Source organism: Borreliella bavariensis PBi, from assembly GCF_000196215.1.
In the GTDB taxonomy this organism is placed as follows: Bacteria; Spirochaetota; Spirochaetia; order Borreliales; family Borreliaceae; genus Borreliella; species Borreliella garinii.
Genome location: NC_006156.1, coordinates 670456 through 690272, shown reverse-complemented (window position 1 = coordinate 690272; position 19817 = coordinate 670456). Strand labels below are relative to the sequence as shown.

Sequence of the window (19817 nt, the reverse complement as noted above, 5' to 3'; positions counted from 1 at the left end):
CACAAATTTTTATTATATAATATAAACATTAACTGATCTTTACATCATAAAGACAAAGAATTTATGTTTAGAAAACTAAAAAAATCAAAAACTTATATTATTATTATTTCAATAACTAAATTTTCAGAGAATAACCTGTTATCAATAATATCAAATATAAAATATTTGATTGAGCACAAACAGCTAGCTTACAAAATACATTGGACATTTCCAATATACTTTTTTGAAATTCTAAGAGAACATGAGGAATTAAATAAATGGCTATTTGAAAGATTTAAAACCAATAAAGATATATATATGCCAGGAACTTACAGTGGAAGCCCTCATGAATACATGCTACACGATGAAATACATTTAGATTTGTATTGGGCACTAAAAAATCCATTTAGAAGTGGATACAAAGATATATTTCAAAATACACCTATTATGCTTTATATATACAACATAGAAAAGTTTAGAAAAAAAGTGACTGAACTTTACAGAAAGCTTAATTTCAATTATACAGAGGGAATAAGGCAGAGTAAAAATAATAAAACTTACTTAATTTTTTATAAAAATAACTGTCAATATTTATATGAAGTCCAAAAAATAGATTCTCCCAAAAGCAATGTAGAAACTCTTATTTATTTTTATGAAATCAAAGAAAGCTATGATAATCAAGAATTAAAAAATTTTTTACTTTATTTAAAAGCCTTGGAAAATAATTTGCACAGCATCAAAATACAAAATCTAGAAGGATCTAAACTTACTGCTGAACTGCTAGAAATTCCAAAATTTAACTCCCTTAAAGAGCAAGAGCCAATAATAAATTTTCAAAACAAAAGGCTTAAAGATTATCAAATCAATGAAAAAAGCTTAAGAGAATTTTTAATAAATAAACAACAAGAAGAAATTGTTAAAGATTTGGAATCCATTGCACCTAAGAATTTGGAATATAATATGGAAGGAAATTTTACACTATCTCACGATCAATACAATATCAAATTCGAAAATGGAAAGTTAAATAAAATAAAATTTAAAGATAAAAAAGTTGAATTTTTAAACACATCTAGAACCTATTTAAAAGTTTTATCAAAAAAAGAATTAATAAGAGAAGCATCTATTGAAAGCTCATTTTCCTTCTCAAATGAAAAAATTTTAGGAATAAAACAATATTTAGCTTTTAACTCTGCCACAAAATCAACAATTGATTTTTTTATAGATGAGACTATCCCTAGCTTCTTTTTATCAATTAAAATAAAATGGCCTTCCAAAATCAATCTGGATAAAAAAACATTAAAAAAATGTAATCCTGATTATCTTCTTGAATATTCAGCCCTTGAAATACCTATTTTTGAAATTGCAAAAGGCACTAATTTAAAAATAACAGCAAAATACAGTGATCTTGATACTTATGAAAAAATAATAATAACTAAAAACAATCCCAAAGGATACATTAATGGTACAGAATTTTTAATATCTAAAGGAAATGATAAAAATAGTAATTTTTTTATAAGCTTTTTAAATGTTGAAAAACAAATCATTCATACAATTAATTATAAAATTGAAAAAATAAATTCTAAAAAATGGTTAATTTTAAACATAGGGGGTTCCTATAACACAGTCAAGATCCAAGATGTAATAAATTATTCTCAAACGCTAAATTTAATGATACTGCCATTAAATAATAATTTTGATAACAAAATAAAACTGAATTCAAAAATAAAAAATTTAATTTTTTATACTAATATAAAAAAATATGAAAATAAATAAATAATAAGTAGTAAAATATTAATAACTGGGTATAAAATTATCTTAAGTAGAACATAAAAGTATTTAATCTTTAATTTAAACAAAAAGGTATAATGACATGAGCGATAACATAATAGACGTCCACTCTACATTGGAAAAAGTCGGCATTACAAATGATCCTGTATTATTGAAAAATTTAACATCAGAATTGGGAATTAAAGCATCTCATTCGAGAAACAGAATCATTTTATATATAGCATCAAACCCAAAAGAATATTTTACGGCAAAAGAAGTTTACAATAAACTTGTAAAAGAAATTCCAAGCCTATCAAAAGCAACAGTATATAACACATTAAACATTTTAAAAGAAAGAAATATCCTAAAAGATATAAAAACTACTGATCAAAAAGAAACAAAATTTTATCTAAGCTTGGCTTCCACAATAGCTCACTTTAAATGTAATAAATGCAATCAAGTCCATCCTATTCAACTTGACGATATTAAAGATATTTTGAAAGACAAACTTGGGGAAAACTGGGAAACAAAATCTATTGAAATAATTTACTCAGGGCATTGCAATAATTGTTACAAAAAAGATATTCATAATAACAACAACGTCCTAAATAGCAAGGAAATCACTGTATGAATATAAAGAATATCATTTTTATAATTATATTCTTATTACTCTTAATACTAGTTAGTCCAAGAATAAAATTCAAAAATGAATTTTCAAAAAAAACAATTCCCAAAAACCTTAAAGAAATTGATAATTACCTATTAAAAGAAGAATTACAATTTAATTTAGAAAAAAATACAAAAAAAGAAATAATATGGTATAAAGAGGCTCAAAAAACAAAATATTCTGTAGTCTATATTCATGGATTTGGAGCATCAAAAAATGAAATTTATCCAGTTCCAAATAATATTGCAAAAGCGCTTAATGCAAATATTTTTTTTACAAGATTAAAAGGACATGGAATTAACAATAAAAATGCATTTCGGGGGGTCACTACCCAAGATTGGCTGAGAGATATTGATGAAGCTATTAAAATTGGAAAAATGATAGGTGATGAATTAATACTAATTGGCACCTCTAATGGAGGTGCTGCCAGTATCTGGGCCTTAGCAAACTATCCAGATAAAATAAACTCAGCAGTATTAATTTCTCCCAATATATTCCCTTATGATAAGAGAACAAATATTGTTTACTATCCCTGGGGACGACAAATTGCATATCTTATAACAGGTGGTTACAATAAATTCGAAACAAAAGAGGATAAACGAAAAGAGCATAAGACTATAAAAAGTTACTCTTCAAAAGTTCAACATGTAGACGCAATTATTGCGATGATGGGCCTTGTCAAATTATTAAATTCATATGATTTTAATGTAATTAAAACACCTTTAATAATAACCCACACACCTAATGATCATACAGTGGACCCAATAAAAATAAACGAATTCATAAAAAATTATGGGGGTAAAAAAAAAGATATTCCCATTATACTTCTTGAAAATTCACACGCACACGTGCCTATTGGAAACCAAAGCTACAAAAGCGCCCAAAACACATCATACTTCACAAAATATGCAGTTGACTTCATAAATAAGACAAATAAGCAATAGCCTTAGGGCTATTGCTTATTAAAAAAATCAATCATCTAGCAATTCTTCTATTTCATTTTTAAGAACGCTAACACCTGGTCCATAAACAACCTGAACCCCATTACCTTTAATAATTACTCCTTTGGAACCGGTTTTTTTTAAAATTTTTTCAGAAACTTTAAGAGCATCTCTTACTGTAACTCTTAACCTGGGTGCACAACAATCAAGCTCAACAATATTTGAAGCACCGCCAAGCCCAATAATAACCTTAGTAGCATAATTTTCTTCGAATTCACTACTCTTAGAATTTGGAGAATCTCCAGAATTTAAATCTTGCGTTCTACCAGGGGTTTTAAAATCAAATTTATTTATTAAAAATACAAAAGTAAAGTAATAAAGGAAAAACCAAACAGTGCCTACAACTGGCACCAAAAGCCAATTAGTTCTTGAATTCCCCTGCAAAATACCAAAAAGAATAAAATCAATAAACCCCCCAGAAAATGTTTGACCTATTGTAATTTGAAGAATATGCGCCAGCATAAAAGCAAATCCATCAAATGTAGCATGAACAATATAAAGAATAGGAGCTACGAACAGAAAAGAAAATTCAAGAGGCTCTGTTATGCCTGTTAAAAATGATGTTAGGGCTGCAGACATTAAAAGACCAAAAACTTTTGTTCTCTCATCATACTTTGCGGTGTAGTATAGCGCAAGTGCGGCTCCTGGCAAACCAAACATCATAGTAATAAATCGTCCACTCATAAAACGACTAGTTCCAACAAAAAATCTACTTGTACCTTGAGAAGCAAGTTCTGCAAAGAAGATATTTTGAGTCCCTTCAATCAACTTTCCATCAATAATAACAGATCCCCCAAGGCCTGTTGTCCAAAATGGTAAATAAAATATGTGATGCAGGCCAAAAGGTCCAAGCATTCTTAAAAAAATTCCAAAAATAAGTGTTCCGATATAGCCGGTTGAATCTACCAAGCCTCCTACTTTATTAATTCCATTTTGTACAAATGGCCAAAAAATAAACATAATTACAGCAAGAAAAATACTAGAAAAAGACACAATAATCGGCACAAATCTGGATCCCGAAAAAAACCCAAGAGCCTTGGGTAAATCTACCTTGTTAAACCTAGAATGAAGATAATAGGTCAAAATACCAACTACAACTCCGCCAAAAACCCCTGTTTCTAACGTCTTAATTCCAAGAATCAAACCCACAGCACCGCTAGAAAGAGACTCTGCTTTGCCCGACATATCAATTAAAACCCCAATAGTAGCATTCATTACAAGGTAACCAATAAATGCTGCAATTCCAGCTGTACCCCTATCTGACTTGGCAAGCCCAACAGCAACCCCAATAGAAAATATTGGCGCTAAATTCGAAAAAATAATAGAACCTGATGCACTCATTATCTTGAAAACTGATTGTAAGAAAAATATATCTAAAAAAGAATACGACTTAACAGTTTCCGGATTAGAAAGAGAGCCTCCAATTCCTAAAAGCAACCCTGCTGCTGGCAAAATAGCAATGGGAAGCATGAAAGAACGCCCAAATTTTTGAGCTTGTTCAAAACCCTTTACCATAAAAACCTCCTAAAATAAACAATACATTGACTCTATAATGCTTAAAATTATCTTTTAACCTGATTTATTTTCTCTACAAATTTTTTAGTAATCTCAACGGGTCTTGTAATAGCTCCCCCTACAACTACTAAATCAACCCCCATTTCAAAACATTTTTGAGCCTTTAAAGGGGTATCTATTTTTCCTTCCACTATTAAAGTGGACTTAAAATTAGAATTAATCAAAGCTTTTAAAAAATTAAAATCATTGTCTGCAATATCTAAACCATTAGTACTTTTTGTATAGCCATACAAAGTTGTTCCAATAAAATCAAACCCCAATTTATCGGCATTAATAGCTTCATCCAAAGAAGAAATATCTGCCATTAAACACTGCTTTGGATATTTTTTTTTAATACTTTCAAAAAAATCATCAAGCAATACACCATCGGGCCTATTCCTAAAAGTGGCATCAAGGGCAATTATATCTACTCCTTCATTACAAAGCTCATCGATCTCTTTCATGGTGGGAGTAATAAACACATCGCAATTATTATAATTTCTTTTAATAATACCTATTATTGGCAAATCAACTTCCAACTTAATCTGGCTAATATCATTAACTCCGTTAGCTCTTATTCCAATAGCTCCACCCATTTTAGCTGCCAAAGCCATCTTAGACATAATAAAACTACTATGTAAAGGCTCGTTCTCAAGGGCTTGGCAAGATACTATTAACCCTCTTTTGATTTTTTCAATAATAATCAAACCTCCTATAAATTTATTTTTAAAAAAGTATAAAAACTCAAATACAGAATATATTTTAAAAAAAAAACAATTCTTTTAAAGAAAACTAACATAATTAACATAAATTTAAAAGATAAAAACAAAAATAATTTATTATTCAATACACATTAAGCTATAATTTAGGCATGATAAATAAAATCAACTGGTTTCCTGGCCACATGAAAAGAGCCTTAGATTTAATAAAGAATAATTTAGAAAAAACCAATATTGTGCTAGAAATACTTGATGCTAGAGCTCCATTTAGTAGCAAAAATCCATTAACTGAAAAAATTATTAAAAATCAAACCAAAATAATTCTTTTACACAAATCTGATATTGCTCAAATAGCTGAAATTATAAAATGGAAAAAATATTTTGAAAATCTTGGCAATACTGTAATAATAAGCAATATTTACAAAAAAGGAATGCGTAAGCAAATAATAGATAATATTAAAAAATTGGCAATTGTTAAAAAGATAAAAAACTATAAAGAAAAAATAAAGGTTTTGATTATTGGAGTCCCGAATGTTGGAAAATCTTCAATAATAAATCTATTATCCGGCAAAAAAAGCGCAAAAGTTGCTAATAAACCTGGATATACTAAAAATATACAAATAGTAAAAATAAATGAAGAAATCAATCTTTTTGATATGCCAGGGATTTTGTGGCATAATCTAGCAGACCAATCAATTGCAAAAAAACTTGCAATATTAGATATGATCAAAAATGAAATAGTAGACAATATAGATCTTGCATTATATTTGCTTGAAATAATGGATCAAAATAATAAAAATATTTTACTAAAAAAATATGAAATATATCATAAAAATTCACTTGATATTCTTCAAAATTTTGCAAAAGCAAGAAAATTAATCCATAAAAAAAATGAGCTTAACCTTGAAAAAGCATCAAAAATATTAATTAAAGAATTCAGAGAAGGTAAATTTGGGAAAATAATTCTTGACAAGAATTATAATGTCTTTTAAAAAGGGCATTTACATAAATAATAATATTAAGTATAATCTTGATCTGTATTAATACAGCCATAAGGAGGTTGGAATTAGTTGGATAATTGTATCCTAGAGATTAGAAATCTAAGTCATTATTATGATAACAATGGAAACAAAACTTTAGATAACATAAATTTAAAAATTAAAAAAAATGAGTTTATTACATTATTAGGCCCATCTGGATGTGGAAAAACAACATTAATAAAAATATTGGGTGGTTTTTTAAGTCAAAAAAATGGAGAAATTTATTTCTTTTCTAAGGAAATATCTAAAACCAGCCCAAATAAAAGAGAAATTAATACTGTATTTCAAAATTATGCACTTTTCCCGCATATGAATGTTTTTGATAATATTTCATTTGGACTTAGAATGAAAAAAACACCAAAAGATATAATAAAAGAAAAAGTAAAAACATCTCTTTCGTTGATAGGAATGCCAAAATATGCATACAGAAATATTAACGAACTATCAGGGGGACAAAAACAAAGAGTTGCAATAGCAAGAGCAATGGTAATGGAGCCCAAGCTTCTGCTACTAGATGAACCACTTTCTGCTCTTGATTTAAAAATGCGACAAGAGATGCAAAAAGAATTAAAAAAAATACAGCGCCAACTTGGAATCACATTTATATATGTTACTCACGATCAAGAAGAAGCATTGACAATGAGTGATAGAATTGTTGTAATGAATGAAGGAATAATTCTGCAAGTAGGAACACCTGAAGAAATTTACAATGAGCCTAAAACAAAATTCGTAGCTGATTTTATTGGAGAAAGTAATATTTTTGATGGAACATATAAAAAGGAGCTAGTTGTAAGCTTGCTCGGCTATGAATTCGAATGCCTTGACAAAGGATTTGAAGCTGAAGAAGCAGTTGACCTTGTAATACGCCCCGAAGATATAAAACTGCTTCCAAAAGGAAAAGGACATTTAAGCGGCATCATAACATCTGCAATTTTTCAAGGAGTTCATTACGAAATGACTCTAGAAATTCAAAAAACAAATTGGATAGTTCAAAGCACAAGACTTACAAAAGTTGGAGAAGAGGTTGACATATTCTTAGAACCCGATGATATTCATGTTATGCACAAGGAATAATGGTTTTGAAAAAATTGATATTAATCATATACTCTATATTCCTATTAACATTTAGTATTCTGCCTTTACTAATAATAATAATACTGGGATTTTTAAATGAAAAGCATGAATTTACAATCTATAATTTTATTGGGCTTTTAAACTCAAGTTATCTTAGTATCTTTTCAAGGAGCTTGAAACTAGCAACAATAGCAACAATTTTCTGCATTTTAATAGGCTATCCTGGCGCCTGGCTAATTTCATTATCAAAAAAAAGTGCTCAAAATAAATTAATAATAATGATAATACTTCCCATGTGGATAAACACATTGCTTAGAACTTATGCCTGGATGAGAATACTTGGAAAAAATGGATTCATCAACAACTTATTTGAAAAGATCGGAATTGGTGCTTTAGATCTTCTTTACAATGAACAAGCTGTTACAATGGGCATGGTATACAATTTTTTGCCTTTCATGATCTTGCCAATATATACAGGATTTTTAAAAATCAAGTCAGAATACATTGAAGCAGCACAAGATCTTGGAGCAAGAATGTGGCAAATATTAATTTATGTAAAAATACCCTTAACGCTCTCCTACCTTGCAACAGGAATAATCATGGTATTTATTCCTTCAATCACGGTATTTATAATTTCAGACTTATTAGGAGGCTCTAAACAAATTTTGATAGGAAACCTAATAAGCAAGCAGTTTCTTTTCATAGAAGACTGGAATACTGGAGCTGCAATTTCATTTATTTTAATGTTAGTAATATTAATTTTTAATTTAATAATAATAAAATTAATGCGAAAAAATAATGGAGAGTAAATATGTTTAGAGCTTTTAAAAACATTTTCCTATTTCTAATACTCAGCTTTATTTACCTCCCAATAATAATCTTAATAATTTATTCCTTTAACTCTGGTGATAGTGGATTTATATGGCAAGGATTTAGTCTAAAATGGTATAAAGAAATTTTTGCTTCAAGTCAAATAAAATCAGCAATATTTAACACCATTTTAATAGCTACAATCTCATCTTTAACCTCTGTTATTATTGGAATTATTGGTGCTTACGCAATCTACAAAGCAGAAAATAAAAAATTAAAAACAATATTATTATCAGCAAATAAAATAACAATAATTAATCCAGACATAGTAACAGGAATAAGCTTAATGACATTTTATTCTGCAATAAAAATGCAATTAGGATTTTCTACAATGCTAATATCACACATAATTTTTTCAACGCCTTACGTGGTAATAATAATTTTGCCCAAATTATATTCCCTTCCTAACAATATTATTGATGCTGCAAGAGACCTTGGAGCATCAGAAATTCAGATATTCTTCAATATAATTTATCCAGAAATTGTCGGGAATATAGCAACTGGAGCTCTTATTGCCTTCACATTATCAATAGATGATTTTTTGATATCATTTTTCACTACTGGACAAGGATTTAATAATTTAGCTATTCTAATAAACTCTCTAACAAAAAGGGGTATCAAGCCCGTAATCAATGCTATTTCTGCTATATTATTTTTTACAATATTGAGCCTTTTGTTTGTTATTAATAAATTTATAGGAATTAAAAAATTAACAACAGATGCTGAGCTTTAAAATAAAAAAAGGAGTACTTATGAAAAAAATGTTTATATTAATAGCAATTCTTACAACTTTTACTTGCACAAAAAAAGACACAATAACCTTAAACGTATTTAATTGGGCAGAATATATTGACGAGACTTTATTAGATCAATTTGAAAAGGAAAATAATATAAAAATTAATTATGAAATCTTTCATAACAATGAAGAAATGATAGCTAAATTTAACACCACAAATAGCTACTACGATATAATAGTCCCATCAGAATATTTAATCCAAGAATTAATCGATGAAGGCAAAATTACAAAATTAGATTACTCAAAATTACCAAATGTAGTAAAAAATATTTCTCAAAATCTCACAGACCTAGAACATGATCCTGGCAATTTTTATTCAGTGCCAGCTTACTGGGGATTAATGGGAATACTTTACAATAAAACCAAAATAGATTTAAATGACATGCAAGGTTTTGACATACTATTTAATGAAAAATATAAAAAAGAGATTACAATGCTAGATTCCCCTAAAGACAATATTGGGGTTGCTCTAAAAAAACTTGGATACTCAATAAATGAAAATAATATAGATAAAATCAAAGAAGCAGGTGAACTTTTAAAAATCCAAAATCCACTATTAATCGGATATTTCTCAGATGTACCCGCAAAATCATTAATGCTAAACGGAGAAGCATCTATTCAGCTTACATGGAGTGGTGAAGCACAAAACGCCATGCTAAAAGATAAAAACTTAGACTTTTATGCGCCAAAAAACACTAATCTATGGATAGATGCATTTGTAATTCCTATTGATGCTCCAAATAAAAACTTGGCTTACAAATTTATAAACTTTCTATACGAAAATGAACCATCTTATAAAAATTTTAAAGAAACTAGATATAATTCTCCAAATAAAAATGTAATAAAAAGAATAGAAGAAGAAGCAAAAAATAATCCCGAAATGAAATTATATTTAGAAGAAAAATTTCTACCAAAAGATTTTTCCAAATTTGAAATTTTTAAAAAAATACCTAAAAAAATAAAAGAGGAAATCCTAAAAATATATTTAAATCTATCTTCTTAAATATTTAAATGCAAAAAAAAATCTTAAAAGCTTTCATTTTAAAAGCTTTTAAGATTTTTGGCTATTATTTAAAAAAGATCTAAATACTAATCTTATATCAAGTCCAATTATAGACAAAACAATCAATAAAACTAAAAATCCTTGATAAATTAAAAATGGAAAAATGTCAAAAGGAGAAAGCTTGCCTTTTGTAAAATCTACAAGAGCTATAACATGCATACTATGGGGCAAAATACTTAAAAAAAAGCACGAAGACATACAAAGTAAAGCTGCAATACGTTTTGAATTTAAATTATTCTCTTGAGTTATTGATCTTACAACAGAACCACTCATTAAAATAGCAAGTCCATTATTTGCAAGAAACACTGTCAAAATGCCAACCAAAAACACAATTACAAATTCCGAAGTTCTTTTAGACTTTGACATTTTTTGCAATTTTAACAGTAACCAATCAAACCCCCCATACTTAATTGCCATATAAGAAATTCCGCCTGTAAAAACAACAAGAATAAACATTTCTCCTAAGCCTAAAAATCCCTCATTGATTTTTTTAGCCAGCAATAAAAAAGTAATATCTGAGTAATAAATTCCAATAATACCAGCAACAAAAATCCCTAAAAACAAGGCTAAAAATACATTAAAGCCTGAAATTGCAAAAGCCATAACAAAAACATATGGAACAATTTTAAAAAAATTTATATCACTAGGCTCAATAATAAAATTAGCAGTCTTACTATAATAAGAACCTAAAAATGCAAAAACAATGCTTGCTAAAATTGCTGCTGGAAACGTATAAAAAGCTCCATTTTTAAAAACATCAACAATATTAACCTTTTGAGTATGACTTGAAATAATAGGAGTATCTGATATTAAAGACATATTGTCTCCAAATGCACCAGCGCTAAGAATAGCGCCAGCAACCAATGGAAGAGAAATGTTCACCTTATCTGCAAGTTCCAAAGCAATAGGAGCAACAGCAACAATAGTCCCCATAAAACTTCCAGTAGAAAAAGACAAAAAAAGAGTAATTAAAAAAATGCCACATACTAGTAAATTAAATGGAACATATTTAAGGCCAATATTTACTACAGCCTCAACACTTCCTATTTCTTTGCAAACAGCAGAAAAAGCACCGGATAACATAAATATTAAAGATATAAAAATAACATCTTGCTGAGCACAACCTTCAATAAATTTATTCATTTTTGCTAAAAAAGATCCCCTAAAAACAATAAATGTCAAAACAATAGCAATAAACATAGCAAATATGGGGGGCATTTGATAAAATGCCCTTTCTACACCATTAAAATAAAGAACAAGTCCTGTACCAATATAAATCCCTATAAAAAGAAAAAAAGGCGTAAGTCCCCAAAAATTTGGAACTATATTAGTTTCTCTTTCCAATTTTAAACCTCCTAAATCATATAGCACAATTAAAAGCAATTTATTCTAAATAAAACAAATAAAAATTGAACAAGACAAATCTTAAAATTTTCAAAATTTTTATTTTTTTAAAAAATATAAAAAAACTTTTTTTATATCAATTCCCAAAATAGATAAAATAACAAAAAACAATAAAAATCCAAAATAAACTAAAAATGGTAAAACGCTAATTGGCGATACAAGCCCATTTGAAAAGCCTACTAGAATAATCATTTGAGCACCATAAGGAATAATACCCTGAAAAATACAAGAAAACATATCTAAAATAGAAGCACTTCTTTGAAATCTAATATTATTTTCAAAAGCTATCTTTTTTGCTACTTTACCGCAAATAAGTATGGCAATTGTGTTATTAGCAAGAAACACATCAATTATTGAAACAAAAGCCCCAATAGAAAATTCAGCTGAACTTTTCCCTCTAATTAAAGATTTCAATTTAATAAACAACCATTTAAAGCCTCCATTATGAATAACAGTAAAAGACACTTCCCCTGTTAACATTGAGAGAAAAATTAAATCCGCCATATTTAAAAACCCTTTATTAATGTTTTTCATTACATCCAAAAGGTGTAAATTCCCGTAAAAAACACTAATAAGGCATATAAAAAAAATGCCCCAAAAAAGAACTAAAAAAACATTCATCCCAGCCAAAGAAAAAAATATAATTATTAAATAAGGCACAGTTTTCACCAAATCTATTGAACTTTCATGTAAAAGGTTTGTAGTATTAAGTAAATTTTCAGAAAGAAAGAAAAAAGAAAAAAAAGTTAGTATAGCAGATGGAAAAGCATAAAAACTACTGCTAATAAAAACATCTAAGATACTACTGCCTTGAGTTCGACTAGAAACAATAGTTGTATCTGATATTAAAGAAAGATTATCCCCAAACATAGCTCCACACATTACAGATGCTGCTATTAAATTTGGATTAATATTGCTTTTAACAGCAATATTAAAAGCAATAGGAGCAATTGCAACAATAGATCCAACAGAAGTACCAGCAGAAAAAGAGAGAAAGCAGGTTATAAAAAATATACCAGAAACAATCCAATTGGGATGAATATACTTAATCCCTAAATTTGCTACAGTTTCAACACAGCCTATTTCTTTGCAAAGAAAAGAAAAAGCTCCCGAAAGCATAAAAATAAGACACATTAGTATAATGTCATACTGAGCAGCTCCTTGAATAAATATGTGAATTTTGTCGGAAAATTTGCCTTTAAAAGCTAAAAAACAAACAATAGAAGCAAAAAACATTGCAACGCTGGCCGGTAGTTGATAAAAGGCCATTTCTACCCCAATAACCCCCAAATAAATCCCTGTGCCTAAATACATAATAATAAAAACAAAAAAAGGAACGAGTCCAAAAAAATTTGGCTGACCTCTTACTTCAATATTTTCCATATATATACATCCTTTAAATATAAGCACTGTTTTTAAAAAAAGATTACTTATATTTTTTAAATGATAACGCAAATTATTAATCGCTGCATAAATTTACAATCAATTCAAGAACAAAAATTCCTAATTTTCTTAAAATATCTAAAAAGAAATAAAAATTTGATGCCTTTAAATTACAAATAAAGTAAGCGTTAAAAATAAACAAGAATAAATGATATAAAAATTTTTATCTCATTTATCTTTTAAAATTAAGAAACTGAAAAATTAAATTTTACGCCAAAAATGATCTTTTTCTAAAATAGAATCTATTTCTTTTGGTCCTTCAGATCCATAAAAATAATTACAAATTTCAATATCTTCCCATTTATTTGCAATATCTGAAACGAATTCCCAAGAACTTTCAATCTCATCGCTTGTTGCATACAAAGTGCCATCTCCTAAGAAAGCATCTAACAATAAACGCTCATAGGCCTCATCAAACAATCTTTTAAATGTCCCGTAATATGAAAATTCCATATTAGCAGTTTGAATTTCATAATTATATCCGGGCTTCTTGGTATTGAATTTAATTTCAATTCCATCTCTTGGTTGAATCCTAAATATTAAGGCATTAGAAAAATCAACAGAACTATTGTTAAAAAGAGTAAAGCTTGGTTTTTTAAATTGAATATATATTTCTGAAAATTTTCTAGCAAGACCTTTGCCGGTTCTAAGATAAAAAGGAACACCAGACCAGCGCCAATTATTAATAAACACTTTCATGGCTAAATAAGTTTCAGTATTTGAATTCCCCAAAGATTCTGTTTCATCTTTATAGCCTTTTTTAAAAACTCCTTGAACTTGTGAACCTATATATTGCCCCTTAACAATGCAATTCTTAATATCCTCTCTGTTAATTTTCCTCAAACTTTTTAAAACTTTTACTTTCTCATCATGAATAAACTCAGAATCAAATTTAATGGGAGACTCCATTGCAACAAGACTTAACAATTGTAAAATATGGTTTTGAACCATATCCTTTAAAGCACCAACAGAATCATAATATTCAGCCCTTCCATCAAGGCCTAATTCTTCTGCAACCGTAATCTGAACAAAATCTACATAACGATTATTCCAAATATTTTCAAAAATAGAATTGCCGAATCTAAATGTAAAAATATTTTGAACTGTCTCTTTACCTAAATAGTGGTCTATTCTATAAATTTGATCTTCTCTAAAAGCAGAGTAAAGTAAACTATTTAATTTTTTTGCTGTCTCAAGACTAGAGCCAAAAGGCTTTTCAAGAACTATTTTTGATAAAGTCAATCTTTCGCTTACAAAATGTTTTTTTAAATTATTAATTATTGGGCCATAAAATGTAGGAGACGTCGAAAGATAATATATTGTTTCTCGACTTTTATCTAAAAATTTAAATAGTTTTATATAAGGCTCATTTTCATTAAAATCACCAAATACATAAATAAAGAAATTTAAAAAAATTTCAATCAAAGAATCGGTCTCTTCCTGCCATAAAGAATCTTTAATATACAATCTAAATTCTTTATCTGTAAAAATTTTACGAGAAAAACCAATAACCCTAAAATTGCTAATACATTTATTTTTAAACAAGTTAAAAAGTGAAGGAATAAGTTTTTTTCTAGACAAATTCCCAGTAACTCCAAAAATTACAATATCAAAATTAGAAACACTTTTTTCTTTCATATAATTAGCCCAATCTGGTCAATTTATTACATATAAAACACATTCATAAACATTAACAAATAAAAATTAAATATCATTTTTTTACAAGCAAAACTAGTATATAATAAGTAGAATGAAAAATCTATCACTATTCACAGATTTTTATGAAATTTCAATGATGAATGCTTATTTTACAAAAGGCATTAATCCTAAAGCAAAATTTGAGGTTTTTTTTAGAAAAACACCGTTTAAAAATGGTTATATTGTTTTAGCTGGAATGCATACATTAATTAATGAATTAAAAAATATTTGTTTCAATGAAAATCAACTTAAATATTTAAAAAGCTTGAATATACTTGATAAACAATTTTTAAACTTTCTCAGAGAATTCAAACTAAACATAAAAATAAGCTCAATAGAAGAAGGTCGCCTGGTCTTCCCCTATACCCCAGTAGCTGTGATTGAAGGGAATCTAATAGAATTACTATTAATAGAAGGACTGGTTTTAAATATAATAAACTTTGAAAGTTTAATAGCAACAAAAACCGCAAGAATAAAAGAATCTGGTGCAAAAATTTTAGCAGAACTTGGGTTAAGAAGAGCACAAGGAATAAATGGCGCACTCTCTGCTAGCAAAGCCGCCTACATAGGAGGAGCGGACTTTACAAGTAATATGCTTGCTGGGTATAAATACAATATACCAGTCACAGGAACAATGGCCCATAGTTGGATAATGAGTTTTGAAAGCGAAGAACAAGCATTTAGAGAATATGCAAAGACCTATCCAAACAAAGTAAGTTTACTAATTGATACTTATGACACGCTTAATAGTGGATTAAAAAATGCTATTAAGATATTTAAGGAGCTAAAACAAGAGGAAAAAAATAAATTTTCAATAAGAATTGACAGTGGGGATCTTGAATATTTAAGTAAAGAAGCAAGAAAAGAATTAAACCGAAATGGATTAAATCACGTAAAAATTATTGCATCTAATGAGCTTGACGAAAATATTATCATGTATCTAAATTCAATAAATGCTCCAATTGATATTTGGGGCGTTGGAACAAATCTAGTTACAGCAAAAGGAGATCCAAATCTTTCAGGAGTATATAAAATGATCTCTATAGAAAAAAATGGAAAATTTATACCAAAAATGAAAATATCAAATAACATAGAAAAATCAACATTACCTGACCAAAAAGAAGTTGCAAGAATCTATTTAAATGGTCAAATGATCTTTGATTTTATATTTTTGAAAGAAGAAAAAGATGAAATTAAAGACCATCTAAACTTAAGAAAAGAATTTACCATTTTTCATCCAATACAAGATAATGTTTTCAAAATTATCAAACAATATGACGATTTTGAATTTTTAATTCACGCTGTCTTAGAAAATGGAAAACTTTGCAAAGGCTATGAATCTAGTTTAAACAACATTAGAAATAAAACGAAGCTTGACTTAAGTAGACTTGAACATACTTACAGAAGAATAATTAATCCCCATATATATAAAGTAAGTATAAGTAAAAACTTAAGAAAGTTAAGAAACAAACTCATAAAAGATAATAAAAGTAATTAATCTGTGAATATATATAAAACTAATAAAGTAAATAAAATTTATAATAAAATAAAAGAATTAACTCAAAAAGACAATATCTTTAAAAAAGAAACACTCATAATAGTAAAAAATGATCTTTTAAAAGAAGAAATTAAAAAAACTATAGCAAGACTAAATGAGATTTCTTATAATCTAAATATTAAAAAAAATGCTGTAAAAAGCATATATGAAATTTTTTTAAAAAATCCCAATATAAAAAAATATATAGAAAAGAACACTTTTCCATTTTATTTGGAAACAGAAAAATTCATTTTATACAACATATTAAAAACTGAAAAACTAAAATACATAAAAGATTTCAAATCAGCAAAGAATAGGTACTTTTTTGCATCCAAAATAATAGATTTATTCCACCATTATTACTCAAAATTTTCAAAATTAATTGAAATCTGGGAAGACGATGGATTTTTATTCCAAGAAGAAAATTTAAAACCCTACGAGAATATGCAAAAAGAACTATTTAAAAAGCTCTTTGAAAAGCAAAAAAATATTTTAAACTTACATAAAAAAGCAATTCAGGAAAAACCAACAAAAAATATAGAAATTGAAATTAAAAAAATAATATTTATTGGCAATAATAGAGAGATTGAAAAAAAAATTCTTAACTCTTTAGAAAAAATTTTTGATTTTGAAGTGCATGTATTAATTTTTGAAGATTTTCTCAACTATAAATCTACTCTTATTGAAGAATTATTGCTAACAAAAGCAAAAATCAATCCAATAAAATATAAAGCTTTAGAAAAAGTAGATATTGAATTATTTAAAGGTGAAAATTTTTTAACAAGCATTAAAAATAACATTATAAGAGGAACTCCGCTTTCAAAATTAGACGATAGCTTTAAAATAATAGAAGCTAAAAATCAAAAACGTGAAGTAGAAATTTTAGTCAATCAAATTGTACACTCAATGCAAAAAAATAACCTAAAATTAAGTGAAATAGCAATAACTTCTTTGCAAGAAAGCTTTAATGAATATTTGCCATATATAGAAGAGTGCCTAAATAAATATGAGATTGAATACAGTGTTCTATCTTATAATAATTTGTCAAAAGGAGAAAGTATAATAGCCTTAAAAAGGCTAATGGATCTTTTTATATCAAAAAACGAAAAAATTAGCAATTTCAGCAGAAAAGAAGTATTCAACCTGCTAAGTAATAATAAAGTAATGAAAAAATTTAATATATCAACTTCTGAATTAAACTATTTAATAGAATTTAGCGATGCAATGAACATTAGTTTTGGTGCAAACAGCACTCACAAAGAAAATTTAAAATATGATCAAAACTTTTTAAACTCATGGGAAGACGGATTTAATCGATTTTTAATGTCTGAAATATTTGACGAAAAATACGAAGGTGAAACTCCAAAAGAAAGCATAAGATTTCAAGATCAAGAATCAATAATAAAACTTATAACAATAGTAAAAAGTTTGTACGAAGATATAAACTATTTTAAAAATAAAACATATAAAGTATACGAATGGGCAGAAATAATAGAAATTTTTATTCAAAAATATATTGATCTTGAAGAATTTAATATAACTGATGAATATTTAAAAAATAAAATAAAATCCTTTAAAAATTTCCCCAAAGATTTTAATGACAATCTTTACAAAAGCTATTTAAAAGAAATTAATGAAATAAAAATTGAATTTTATCTTTTTAAGATTATGTTTGAAGAAAGTCTTGAAAAAGAAAAATATGGAGTAATGTATAAAAAAAATGGAATACTAATTGCCAATTACAAAGAAATAGAATATCTTCAAAAAAAAGAAATTCATTTTTTGGGATTTCAAAAATTCAACTCCAAGATAAATTATGATAATATGAATTTATTAAATGAATACTGCGAATATAATAACACTGAAAAAGAGGCAATCGCGAATCTTTTTAATTTAATTTTTGCAACATCAGAAAAATTTTACCTTTACTACTCATTTCAAGACAATCTAAACCCAGAACTTAATATATCAAAAACAATAAACAAAATACTTGATCACATACAAAAATATGAAAAAAATTTTCAAATAGAAAAGCATCCAAATGAAAACCATGACCTAGCATACTTTAAAGATGTAAAAGAAAATTATTTAATAAACTATGATTTAGAAGCCTTTAACATCGCAAAAATACTACAAAATTCTAAGCCAATTAAATTTAAGCAAAACAAAATTCAACTAGAAGGTCCAATTAAATTAAATTTATACGAATTAAAAAGCGCCCTTTCTAATCCTTATAAACATTTTTATGAAAAAACTTTAAACGTTAAAATACAAGACATAAGATTAGAAAATGAAATCAAAGAAAAACAAGAAGAACAAATTTTCAGCACTATTGAGATTATTTACAGACTTATAAAAAATTCAACACTACTGCATGAATACATAATGGGTAAAAAATATGATACGGATAAAGCAATAGAAATTATTAAAAACCATATTAGATATGAAATACAACAAGGAAGTATTCCTTTCAACATAGATCAAAAAACGATTGTGAGTGATATCTTTACAAAAATAAATAAATTAAAATATAATGCTGCTGAAAATCTTAAAAACCTTTCAATAATGATTGAAGCCAAAATTAAATTTTGTCAAACAATAAAACTAAATTTTCAAAAAAAATATATAGAATTTGAATTAAAAAAAGATATTGAGAATCTATATAAAATTGAAAACGATTATTTTTATTTAAATTTTGTAAAAAAAGACTATTGCAGCATTCCAGATAAAATAAAAAATGAAATAGATTTATATATAACAGGACTGCTAATAAAAAAAGAAATACAAAATTTCAATTCATTAACAGAAGTAAAAATTAATCTTGAAAGCTTATCTGCTAAAACAACTATTTTGTATCACAACGAAGAAATAATAATTGATGACATTGGAAATATACTTATGCAATTTGCATACATATCAAGCTATCCAACTCCAATTTATCAAAGCTCGATAATTAAAATTTTAACAAAAATAAATCAAAATAATTTTTCAAATTGCTTTAAGAATCTCATAAAAATGCAAATAAAAAACCCTTCCAAAGCCTATTTCACAAGCAAATCACACGAGAGATTCTTAAAAACTAGCGAAATAACACTATGTGATTACTATAATAGATTTAAAGATACTCATGATTTAAAGCTAGACAAAAATTTACTAATATTGATAGAAAAATTTTATATTAAATTCGCAAGGACAAAAAATTAAA

The 19817-nt window shown here is 27.1% G+C and carries 15 protein-coding genes; 10 read left to right on the top strand and 5 right to left on the bottom strand.

Translation table 11 applies throughout. From position 1 onward, the window contains the following. Positions 1–63: 63 nt before the first annotated feature. The 3 genes from BG_RS03255 (at position 64) to BG_RS03245 (ending at position 3357) form a co-directional block, all read left to right on the top strand. Positions 64–1752: a hypothetical protein gene (locus tag BG_RS03255; RefSeq protein ID WP_011193954.1), complete on the top strand. Its 1689-nt coding sequence runs from the start codon at positions 64–66 to the stop codon at positions 1750–1752. A gap of 97 nt (positions 1753–1849) precedes the next feature. Then, positions 1850–2377 carry an oxidative stress transcriptional regulator BosR gene (bosR, locus tag BG_RS03250; protein WP_011193953.1) on the top strand — a complete coding sequence of 176 codons (528 nt, stop codon included), beginning with the start codon at positions 1850–1852 and terminating at the stop codon, positions 2375–2377. Further along, positions 2374–3357: an alpha/beta hydrolase gene (locus BG_RS03245; protein WP_011193952.1), complete on the top strand. Its 984-nt coding sequence runs from the start codon at positions 2374–2376 to the stop codon at positions 3355–3357. The genes bosR and BG_RS03245 overlap by 4 nt, the downstream gene beginning before the upstream one ends. A 27-nt stretch (positions 3358–3384) precedes the next feature. Here BG_RS03245 and BG_RS03240 read toward each other — a convergent pair whose 3' ends face one another. Next, positions 3385–4929, bottom strand: a complete 1545-nt coding sequence (locus BG_RS03240) for a maltose/glucose-specific PTS transporter subunit IIC (protein WP_011193951.1) — start codon at positions 4927–4929, stop codon at positions 3385–3387. 47 nt (positions 4930–4976) lie between these two features. Next, positions 4977–5675: an N-acetylmannosamine-6-phosphate 2-epimerase gene (locus BG_RS03235; RefSeq protein WP_011193950.1), complete on the bottom strand. Its 699-nt coding sequence runs from the start codon at positions 5673–5675 to the stop codon at positions 4977–4979. A 164-nt stretch (positions 5676–5839) separates the two neighbouring features. On the opposite strand from BG_RS03235, the gene ylqF reads away from it, so the two are divergent. The 5 genes from ylqF to BG_RS03210 all read left to right on the top strand — a co-directional run bounded on the left by ylqF (position 5840) and on the right by BG_RS03210 (position 10470). After that, positions 5840–6679, top strand: coding sequence for a ribosome biogenesis GTPase YlqF (gene ylqF / locus BG_RS03230; protein WP_011193949.1), 840 nt, complete (start codon positions 5840–5842; stop codon positions 6677–6679). Positions 6680–6757: 78 nt separating this feature from the next. Further along, positions 6758–7801: an ABC transporter ATP-binding protein gene (locus BG_RS03225; protein ID WP_004791287.1), complete on the top strand. Its 1044-nt coding sequence runs from the start codon at positions 6758–6760 to the stop codon at positions 7799–7801. A 5-nt stretch (positions 7802–7806) separates the two neighbouring features. After that, entirely contained in the window at positions 7807–8610 is an 804-nt protein-coding gene (locus tag BG_RS03220) for an ABC transporter permease (protein ID WP_044007960.1), read from the top strand. A gap of 2 nt (positions 8611–8612) precedes the next feature. After that, complete coding sequence (locus BG_RS03215) at positions 8613–9404, top strand: ABC transporter permease (protein ID WP_011193947.1); 792 nt, start codon at positions 8613–8615, stop codon at positions 9402–9404. A 19-nt stretch (positions 9405–9423) separates the two neighbouring features. Further along, positions 9424–10470, top strand: a complete 1047-nt coding sequence (locus BG_RS03210) for an ABC transporter substrate-binding protein (RefSeq protein WP_011193946.1) — start codon at positions 9424–9426, stop codon at positions 10468–10470. A gap of 48 nt (positions 10471–10518) precedes the next feature. Here the strand turns inward: BG_RS03210 and BG_RS03205 are convergent, their stop codons facing one another. The 3 genes from BG_RS03205 to zwf all read right to left on the bottom strand — a co-directional run bounded on the left by BG_RS03205 (position 10519) and on the right by zwf (position 15015). Beyond that, positions 10519–11874 carry a Na+/H+ antiporter NhaC family protein gene (locus tag BG_RS03205; RefSeq protein WP_011193945.1) on the bottom strand — a complete coding sequence of 452 codons (1356 nt, stop codon included), beginning with the start codon at positions 11872–11874 and terminating at the stop codon, positions 10519–10521. A 99-nt stretch (positions 11875–11973) separates the two neighbouring features. Then, positions 11974–13317, bottom strand: coding sequence for a Na+/H+ antiporter NhaC family protein (locus BG_RS03200; RefSeq protein WP_011193944.1), 1344 nt, complete (start codon positions 13315–13317; stop codon positions 11974–11976). 261 nt (positions 13318–13578) lie between these two features. Beyond that, complete coding sequence (gene zwf / locus BG_RS03195) at positions 13579–15015, bottom strand: glucose-6-phosphate dehydrogenase (RefSeq protein ID WP_011193943.1); 1437 nt, start codon at positions 15013–15015, stop codon at positions 13579–13581. Positions 15016–15127: 112 nt separating this feature from the next. Between zwf and BG_RS03190 the strand changes: the two genes are divergently transcribed. Then, positions 15128–16573, top strand: a complete 1446-nt coding sequence (locus tag BG_RS03190) for a nicotinate phosphoribosyltransferase (RefSeq protein WP_011193942.1) — start codon at positions 15128–15130, stop codon at positions 16571–16573. A gap of 3 nt (positions 16574–16576) precedes the next feature. After that, positions 16577–19816, top strand: coding sequence for a PD-(D/E)XK nuclease family protein (locus BG_RS03185; protein WP_011193941.1), 3240 nt, complete (start codon positions 16577–16579; stop codon positions 19814–19816). The last annotated feature ends 1 nt before the right edge of the window (position 19817 follow it).

Bases quoted from the DNA above. Each gene is read 5' to 3' on its own strand.
- BG_RS03255 (WP_011193954.1), top strand. From the start codon at position 64: ATGTTTAGAAAACTAAAAAAATCAAAAACTTATATTATTATTATTTCA.
- bosR (WP_011193953.1), top strand. From the start codon at position 1,850: ATGAGCGATAACATAATAGACGTCCACTCTACATTGGAAAAAGTCGGC.
- BG_RS03245 (WP_011193952.1), top strand. From the start codon at position 2,374: ATGAATATAAAGAATATCATTTTTATAATTATATTCTTATTACTCTTA.
- BG_RS03240 (WP_011193951.1), bottom strand. From the start codon at position 4,929: ATGGTAAAGGGTTTTGAACAAGCTCAAAAATTTGGGCGTTCTTTCATG.
- ylqF (WP_011193949.1), top strand. From the start codon at position 5,840: ATGATAAATAAAATCAACTGGTTTCCTGGCCACATGAAAAGAGCCTTA.
- BG_RS03215 (WP_011193947.1), top strand. From the start codon at position 8,613: ATGTTTAGAGCTTTTAAAAACATTTTCCTATTTCTAATACTCAGCTTT.
- BG_RS03210 (WP_011193946.1), top strand. From the start codon at position 9,424: ATGAAAAAAATGTTTATATTAATAGCAATTCTTACAACTTTTACTTGC.
- BG_RS03200 (WP_011193944.1), bottom strand. From the start codon at position 13,317: ATGGAAAATATTGAAGTAAGAGGTCAGCCAAATTTTTTTGGACTCGTT.
- zwf (WP_011193943.1), bottom strand. From the start codon at position 15,015: ATGAAAGAAAAAAGTGTTTCTAATTTTGATATTGTAATTTTTGGAGTT.
- BG_RS03190 (WP_011193942.1), top strand. From the start codon at position 15,128: ATGAAAAATCTATCACTATTCACAGATTTTTATGAAATTTCAATGATG.